We start from the raw sequence: 8,786 nt of genomic DNA, 5'->3' as shown, positions 1-8,786 counted from the left end.
CGACCCTTGTGAAATAGCCTTGCCAACCGACTGCTTGGGCTTTTAAACTCTTGCATTGACTTTGAGCGCACTACATAGTTCTTGCATGAGAAGCTACCACCCTTAAGCTCTCAAAGTCAACACCCTACACCCTACCCCAATAAGATACTCAGCAAGCAGGTTTCACATAAATCAAGCGTGCCATTCCATCAGCGATCGCACTTTGCACTGACCAAGCTAACAGCAGTAAAGAGATTGCCCAATTTGTAATAATTAGAATATCAATGTTATTGATAAATATACAGGTATTATGAGTCTAAATTGTTAATTAATTCTTCTATTACTAAATTTTTTGTATCTTCAGGTAGATAATCAAAGATTTTTTTCAAAAGTTCTGGAGACGCATTTTGAGCAAACCAGTCTTCACTAGGATTCTCTTGAATACTCAAAAAATACTTTAAACGTTCTTCTATAGCTTCTCTATCTGCTTTATCCAATTGTCCAATTCTCTCTAACCAATTGGCTGATGAGCCTTTAAAGCAATTAGCATCAACAGTACATATTTGATGAACTAAAGCGTAGGAATTTTTATCAAGACCATTTCTACTTGTAGAATTAATTGGATATGTGGTTGGTAAACCGTTAAATGTAGTTTGTGAAGTCAGAGGAATAACAGAAAACGTTGCTATATATCCAGATTCATCTTGAAACTGATCACTTGTCCAGATGATATAAGGATGTGTACCTCTAAAAACCCTACTTGAATTAATATTCTCACTACAAGTTTGACATTCTACTTCAGCAGGCTCATCTAAATTATAAATATGAATATGACCCAGTTTGCAACGAAGAGATACCCTATAGGGATTTGTAGAATAGATCCAACCTTGTCTAGGTCTTTTTCCAGCCACTTTACAATCCTAATTCACTGACTAATTTTTCTCTTTCTGCTTGTAAGTTAAGTTTAACTTTCTCTTCTGGTCGATGGGTATTTTTTGCTTCCAGCATTGGAGCAGTGCTATATACATACTCTAGTAACTGATTCAGTTTATCCGAGCCAGCCCACTCTCTCCGAATATTATCCAGTACAAACTTAATACTGAGAGGTATGTCCAAATCATCTGCCTGAGCAGCTTGATTCACAGGTCTAATATATGTTGCATTATACTGAGACTCTTGAATAATCTCTTTTCCATTCATTTCATTTAAAGCAGCATCTATACCCTCATTCCAAGGGCCAAATTGATAATAACGCCAATCTAGATCAGTCAGCTGCTTTCCTGTCCACTTAACAGAGTAAAGATCAGCTAAATACAAAAACTTGATTAGCTGTGTTTTTGTAATATACCCTTTTGTCGCGTAGACAAAATATTTTATTAGTTTATCCAACATGACCTTTCTCTCTGTTAACTGTCACAAAATAGTCTAATTAATGAACAAATATAAATGTATATAAAGATTCATAATCCTTTTTATTTAATAAAATATAAAGATTTTATCCAATGTTTCTATCGGTTAATTATAGTTGTTTTTTTGCAATCTTTAACACTTTTTGGCTTACTCATCGTAGACCACAGTATACTTGTACTAACAAAATAGTACACGATTAATGTAACCGACACAATCTTTGACTAAAATCTCATGTGTTGTGAGTGTCTCATGGACTTGTCGCATCTCGCTGAATAACCTTTTGCTACTTTATCATTTCCGTAGACGACACAAAGTACCTTTGACACCAAGCATCCACCCACAATGTTGGAACTTTGAACCTTGCCGCACGGTTGGGGTACTCTGAAAGTAAGCTTAATTTGTGGCGATTGCATTTTTATAAGAGCTATCAAACACTTTTTTACCATTTGATGTGATTTTCTCGTAGAAGCTACCAGCTTACGGTTCATGCATTACCGTAAGCTGATTGTTTCAGCAGGGACTAGGAAGACGAATTCATGGAGCGATCGCTTGAACCTGTAGAGCTTGAATTGGACGCATCTTTAAATGAAGGAAACCTGCGACTTCAGTGTGCTTAAACGAAATTTATTAACAATTGATACTGAAATCTGAAAAACAACCCGTGAAGTAATTAGTACCGCAAAACGAAAGTCAAAAGTCAAAATGATTACGGCACGAGGTTTTCATTTATTTTGAATGGTAGTTTTATTTCCGTCACGCTGTACTAGCCATCAATAATAAAGCTAATACACACCATAAGTTATAACTCTATTCTTTCCTACAGCAAGAACTACCCTCTGACTTCTGCCTTGCCGGAGGCAGATAAATCTATCTTTGTATGTCTATTTGTTGTGTTTGAGATTTAGCTAGTATTTTATCAATTTGAGTATTAGCATCCTCAAAAGTTTGCAATATCTGTGGAGTTACTTTATTAGTCTGCACCTTGCCAGATTGTAAGTTGAAAATTACCTCCCCATTTTTCTGCGAAATAGTTAAATCTCTCTGCTGGGTATTGAAAGCCAAGTCATAAATTTTCCCTTGGACTTGAGTACCATTTTCATTAGACTTACCCCAAACCATGCCAATTCTTTGAGCAATTTGAGTCAACCGACTGATGGCTTCAAGCTCAAATTTATCTTGATTCATTACTGTCAACGCTTCGGCTGACAATTGCTCACCAGCTTTAAACCCATTAGCCACTTCTACAATGCGTTTTTTGTAATTCTCCGGCTTCCCTAACTTATCTGCGACATTGTACCAATTTCTCAAGTCATCAATAGTGACTGTCGGGAGCTTCTCTACACTTAGAGGTTCGGTTTTCGCACCATTACTAATGTCTGGTGTAAAAGGAGTAGTGGAGAGTAATAGAGTTGATTGGTTAGGTGGGGATTGTGCTGTTTGTTCTGGTGGTTTCAAAAACTGCGGTCGTGTGGCGAGGGAATTAACCCTTTGTTGATACTCACTATCCGTTTCAATCACAGCCCCAAATTTCTTGGCCATGCTCTCTAAAGTTTTGGCAGGGATGGAGCTATCAACCAAGTTAAATACAGCTAGACCTTTTTTAGTTTCCCTGATCACATCTTCTATTGGTAGTTGTTTCCATTCAACTTTTTGAGCAGTTAACCATTTAGTCACAGTCTCAGCTTTCTGGTTGTCAACAGCCAGACCCATGACTCCAAGTTTTTTGTTTGATTCTGTCAAAAATAAGAAAGTAGGACGCTCTTTAATCTGATGTAGAATTTTCGCGCTACTCTCAATCATCTCTTGTTGTTGAGGGTTAACTGATTGAGTCCCAAAAGCCTGGAATTCCTTCGTCCAAATAGTAGGATATTCAACGGTATTAGGGTCTATTTGAGCGCAAATAACAGAAAAATTACTTTCAATAATAGCGGGTGCTGGGGTTAGTTGTCCGGTTTTGAGTAGTCCAAGCTGCCTGAGCGCGTCTTTGTCTTTTTTGAAGTGCAATACCCCCAAGGGTTCACCATTCAAAAATACAGCATCTCTAGTTTTAGAAGCTGAGGTTTCGATAGTCAGTTTTCGGTAATCTTGATCATTGAATGTCTGACCAGAAAAATCATAAAAGTTAATTTTATTAATTTTGAGAAGATTCCCATTGGGAGATTCACCCAGAACAAAAGCTTGATCTCCAGTTTCGGAGATAGAAGTAAGTTTTAACTTTAGAGGATTACCATTTTTCAGGTAATCAATTTGTTTTAACTGTTGGACAGAATCACTGTCTAACTCACCCAGGGTTTTGCCATCAAGTTTGATTTTTACTGTTTTATCAGGAATCGGCACAGTGCCAAATTCTAAGTTTACGGGTTTGTCGTTAAAAACAAGTCCTGCATAAGAGAAGTTCTTGAGTTCACGGATAGTAATTTCAATCGGCTCGTTTCCTGGCAGCCCAATAGTTGCTTTGGCAGTAGCAGGTTCTACCCCAACCATACTTGCTTGCGCCTTTGTACCAATAGGAAGCTGTGCGGTTCTGGTTTCGAGCATGGCGAATTCCTTATATTCGCCGTCAGCATCCTGTACAAATATTAGCCTGGAAACATGGCGCTCATGTCCGACTGGGTGGTGACTAGCTCTAATTTCTATCGGGTGCAAATCATCCTTGTTCCAGTCTCGACCCAAAAATTGATTCGCTTCATTATTTAATGTGACTAACTTTGGCTCAGTAAATTGCAATTTATCTAAGCGAGAGATAATCTCATTGGGGAAAGCAGCGAAGGCAAAATTAGAGACTTTTTTAGCGATCGCTTGGGGGTTTGCGTTTTCTTTTCTTGCAACTTCGAGTTCATCTTGGCGAGATGCACAGATGTTCCAAGCGGCGGCGGCGAATGCAAGTTTTTCTGACTCTGGGATAGAAGCGTAAAATGCGAGAGCCGTCTCCTGTGCCTTGTTGAAAAGTAATTTAGTTTGGCTTCTAGTAAGTTCTGGTTTTAGTTCTAGGAGTTTAGCTCCCTGCATGGTCATCCCCGATTTGAGGTTGTGGTCAGTCACAGATTGTTGGCTAACTGTCCCCAGGTTGCGGTAAGCGGGTTTTCCATCTGACCCAACCTCGCCATTGATTTGTGCAACTGCTAATAATTTATGGGGGCGTTCTTTAGTTCGCCATTTCTCTGGTATTTCGTCTAGGCGAATGTTCAACGTTTGGGCTTTCCAAATCAGAGGATGTTCGTAATGGGTGAGATTGGTAATTTCGAGTTGGCAAGACTGTGGAGTTTGGACGATTGCTGATGGCCCTTTCTCGGTTTCCCGCCGTCGCTCCATACGTACCGCAGCGTTGAACTTCAGATCAAACTCGTACTTGGCGGCGATCGCTGCAAATTTTTGCTGTGGTGTAAATTCCACTCCTTTGAACAAGTCTTTAAACTGAACGATGGGGCGCGATTCTAACTGTGATTCTTGGAAATATTTATTGGTTTGGCTAATCAATAATTCTACTGGTGAGTAGCCCTTTGGTGTTATCCCCGTGCTTAAATAAACTGACGAAGATTTCTTATCTTTAATATAATTAACATCACGATACAAGTAGCGGCTGTTCTCCCTAATTAAATTCATCTCAGGTTTTTTAGCGCTTTTGAATAAATCAACCGCTATTTGGTTTTGATAACATCCCTCACCAATCATTTCTCGGTACATCAGACGGTTAACATCCATCGCCTGCTGAATAATATCTGGCGTTCTGTTAGGATTATTTGCTAGAGCTACAACAGATTGCATGAAAGGTTTGTACTCTGCTCTAATTGGTTTGGGCTTCTCGCCATGTTCCTGTTCAAATAAACTTTGATAATGGCTAGATACTTGCTCTAAATATTCTAATTTTTGTTCTAAAGTACCATAAGTGTTTAGTACCTCAATTTCTGATTCTAATGCTTCCAGTGCTGTCACTTGATTGTTGATTATGCCCACGCTGATGCTGTCGCTCATGTGGATAGCGATTTTTTCAAATGGGGGTTGGGTTCCATCGGTGGGATCATAAAATGATTGTTTTTTGAGCTTAACCGTGGGCGAATAGGCGTTTTTGGGAAGATTTCTTTGCTCTGCCTCTGCTGTCAGGTTAGGGTATTTACTAGCCAGCGCCACGCCAATACAGTCACCGTCAAAATCTCGCGCTTGCCGTTCTGATTCGGTTTCAATTGGCGCAACTTCATTGGTTTTAAGCCTTGCTAAAATGCGTTTATGATCTTCATCATTGACTACTATAATGCCTTTAAGATTTACTCCATCTGGGGCTAATCTATCATCAACAAGTTTATTAGTGGATACACATAAACCATTAGAGTTGAGGAATGGAGAACGAAAATTAAGAACCTTTTCTCCATCATCCATCCAAGGAACACAGATTTCACCATTTTTCAGTTCTTTGGATGGGATAATCATTCCTCGATCAAATATTAAAGTTCTCCCAGATGCTATATCTCTCCACTCGCTTTGGACAAATCTACTCAGTTCTTGTTTAATTTTTTCAGTTTCTAAAAGCTGATTATGTCCCCCAACTAAATCAGCCTTTATGAGTTTATACATCAACAAATCATCTTTCGGTGATTCATTATTTTCATCGATTATCTCATATTCTCCATCAGCATCATTCGATGTCACTAGTTCTAATTGTTTAGCTAATGAGCCATCACCAGCTTGCTCAGTAATTTGCTTTGATAAAGATGCTTTCTGTGATTCAGTCAAAGCCTTACGCTTTTCGTATTTTTCACAATAAAGTTGTGCAACAATCCTTGGGTCATCCTGATTTTCGGCTAGCTTTTGAGCCTGTGCCTCTAGCTCGTCAGCGAAATCTTTGATCCCTTGAGGAAATGATGCCAACAGTTGTGATATGGCTGTCTGACCTCGCTCTGACTGCGATTTTTCACCTAACCAGATTTTTTGCTGATATAGTCCTGGTTTAATTTGGGGTTTACTAGCACCATTAGGATTATCCTTGTCTGTACCTTTAAAACTGGATATGGGAATGATTAAGTCAATTTTGGATTTAATCTTTGGGTCTAAATATTCTACTTTATCTAACTTATATGGTCGTAAAGTCCCTTTACCAAAACGATATTGGTTATCTTCTCCATCAGCTTCTGTCCAAGCAAAGCGATGCTGAATAATATGATAATCTTTATTTTGTTGTTGCTCTGTTTGGGTCAAACGGTCATAAATTTGAGTTGATATCTGTCCATAACAATCGCCCACTAACTTGAAAGCATCCTCATCTTTAATAAATCCTCCATTCTCTCCTGTAATATCATTCACAATTAAAATATTTAATTTTTCATTAATGAAATTTTTACAACCACCTAGAAAAATCGACCCATAAGCACCTCTATCTTTTCTATCGGGACATAATTTATCAATTACTTCTAAACATTCTGGAGAGCCATAGAGAAGTCTGGTTTTAGAAGATAATAAAAGAATATGTCCTTCTGGATGATTTTGTAAATCCTCTGGTTTACTATATTCATCAATATGCCCAAAAGAAAACTCTTTGCCTGGAAAATATGATTCCAATAGGGTATTATCTATTTTCTCGGTTAAAATTGAATCAGGATTATTCTTGTCTCCGTCATCATGAATCCATTGATTTATTCTCGTGTCAAAGTGTTTAAATTGAAGAGTCATAAGACTTTAAGTTAGTTAACTTTTTACCAATCTTGTGAGGGATTAATCATGTCAAGAATAAAACGCTGGATAAATATGAACCGTAAAGAATTCAATTCAGATGGAACATTAAAAGATGAAGTAAGGCAACAAAAAATATCTACCGGCTCAAACCCAGCAGCAGTCGATGACTATGCTCGTAGATTGAAAGAAGAATATGACGAGTGGAAGCACTTGGACGAAACCGACCCAGAACCTTGGCCTGTCTACACGGCATACGACTTTTTCACCCCAACAGAGAAAACACAGTTTAACCCTGACGGTTCTCTTAAACAGGAATACTTTGAATCTGAGCTTAAAAAAGGTACAAGCCTTGGATGGTTAGAGGAAATGGAACGGCGTAAGAAAATTGATGTCGATAACTACAATCGAGTATCAGCCAAATACGCTGAAATGGGCATCAATTTCGGTCAACAGGAAATGCAAGAAAGGATTGGCGCTAGCAGAACTTACGTCCAACGTCGGCAGCAGATGGAGCAAGACCTGCATAACTTTGAGGATGTTGACAGTTTGCCTTTCGACAAGGACACCTCTTATTAAAGTAGGTGAATTACCCTGTAAAGAAAGTTTTTATCCATCAAATGCAGTGATTTGACCTAATATGTGAAAAAAAGCGATCGCCTCACTTTGGCATGAAAGTAAATATTCATAAACTGCCTTTTTACTTCGTTGACTTGAAAGATTTTAGAGATTGCTGATGGAATATCATAGTCATTAATCGCAGTGCAGTAAATAAATATACCGCACTGTCACTGTGTTTATCTATGGTGTTTTCTACTGTGTGGTAGGGTGTTTTTTGATAATTGTTTGCTAAGAGATAATTCCGACGAAGAATTATTAGATATTGATGAAGTAGCTATTTTATACGTCGCAAAATAGCAAGGAATAGCGACTAAAAAGATTAAGGTAGCCTGACCAATTATTTGCCACGAGTTGAAAGTCAGTTTAGACTGAACTTGCCTAAAGAAAACAGACTCCAACTTCTGGTGAGTCGTAGAATTTTTCAAGTACTCCAAAACTTGCAGACATTGAGAGATATCTTCGCCTTTATGTACTTTTTGGCACAGTAGAATTTCTAAGCGTTCAATCCGACGTTCGGGAGTAGACAAATTAATATCGTCCCAATCATCCCAAAGCTTGATTTGTTGTAGTTCAGACATGAGCATTTCTTAATTATTTACGACGTTTGGATTTGTTCTTATTACGTTCGTACTCAGCAAGGATATTTTTGAATTGTTGGGGAAGAATCACGGTTTTCTTGTCTAATCGCAGTAAATAACATCCCCCAGAGTCACTTTTACAAGCGATGGTAGTAGGCCAGTTGAGTCCTGCTATTAGCCCAAGAGTAGTGAATGTGACAATGCCACTCAGGAAAAATAAAGTACCAGAGCGACCAGAGCCGACCCAAGCACCAGCCCAGAAAAGAAGTTCTTTGAATTGTTCAAACCGCTTGTGACGAAGTTCTTGACGTTGCGTTTGTGCTTGATTCCAAGCTTGGAGTTTTAAAAGCTTTTGGGCAGCAAGTTGGGTGGCTTTCGCATCAGAGGCTTTATCTACTTGGATATCAATGGTGCGTTCTTTGGCTGCAATTTCTTGTTTTAATCGGTATTCATTCCATTCTTGGATACGTTGGGCGACAGCATCGGCATTGGCGAAGAAGGCAATGAGGGTGTCGTCTCCCAATTCATTCCAGATAA

Annotated in this window: 6 protein-coding genes; 1 reads left to right on the top strand and 5 read right to left on the bottom strand. The window is 38.6% G+C overall.

What is annotated here, in order from left to right; translation table 11 throughout:
- Window positions 1-287 precede the first annotated feature (287 nt).
- The 3 genes from IQ274_RS35935 to IQ274_RS35925 form a co-directional block, all read right to left on the bottom strand.
- Window positions 288-890, bottom strand: a complete 603-nt coding sequence (locus IQ274_RS35935; RefSeq protein WP_109012817.1) for a type II toxin-antitoxin system PemK/MazF family toxin — start codon at window positions 888-890, stop codon at window positions 288-290.
- Window position 891: 1 nt separating this feature from the next.
- Window positions 892-1,371: a type II toxin-antitoxin system antitoxin SocA domain-containing protein gene (locus IQ274_RS35930; protein WP_194145200.1), complete on the bottom strand. Its 480-nt coding sequence runs from the start codon at window positions 1,369-1,371 to the stop codon at window positions 892-894.
- 885 nt (window positions 1,372-2,256) lie between these two features.
- Window positions 2,257-7,050 (bottom strand): hypothetical protein, encoded by a 4,794-nt coding sequence (locus IQ274_RS35925; protein WP_194145199.1) that lies wholly within the window; start codon window positions 7,048-7,050, stop codon window positions 2,257-2,259.
- 48 nt (window positions 7,051-7,098) lie between these two features.
- Between IQ274_RS35925 and IQ274_RS35920 the strand changes: the two genes are divergently transcribed.
- Window positions 7,099-7,629, top strand: coding sequence for a hypothetical protein (locus IQ274_RS35920; RefSeq protein WP_194145198.1), 531 nt, complete (start codon window positions 7,099-7,101; stop codon window positions 7,627-7,629).
- 218 nt (window positions 7,630-7,847) lie between these two features.
- Here IQ274_RS35920 and IQ274_RS35915 read toward each other — a convergent pair whose 3' ends face one another.
- Window positions 7,848-8,249: a hypothetical protein gene (locus IQ274_RS35915; RefSeq protein WP_194145197.1), complete on the bottom strand. Its 402-nt coding sequence runs from the start codon at window positions 8,247-8,249 to the stop codon at window positions 7,848-7,850.
- Between the two features lie 13 nt (window positions 8,250-8,262).
- Window positions 8,263-8,786: hypothetical protein (locus tag IQ274_RS35910; protein WP_228058632.1), on the bottom strand; the 524-nt coding region annotated here is incomplete at its 5' end.

It is taken from the genome of Nostoc sp. LEGE 12447 (genome assembly GCF_015206985.1).
Classification (GTDB): domain Bacteria; phylum Cyanobacteriota; class Cyanobacteriia; order Cyanobacteriales; family Nostocaceae; genus Nostoc.
The sequence above is the reverse complement of the archived record's forward strand: the minus strand, read 5'-3'. Positions and strand labels throughout refer to the sequence as shown.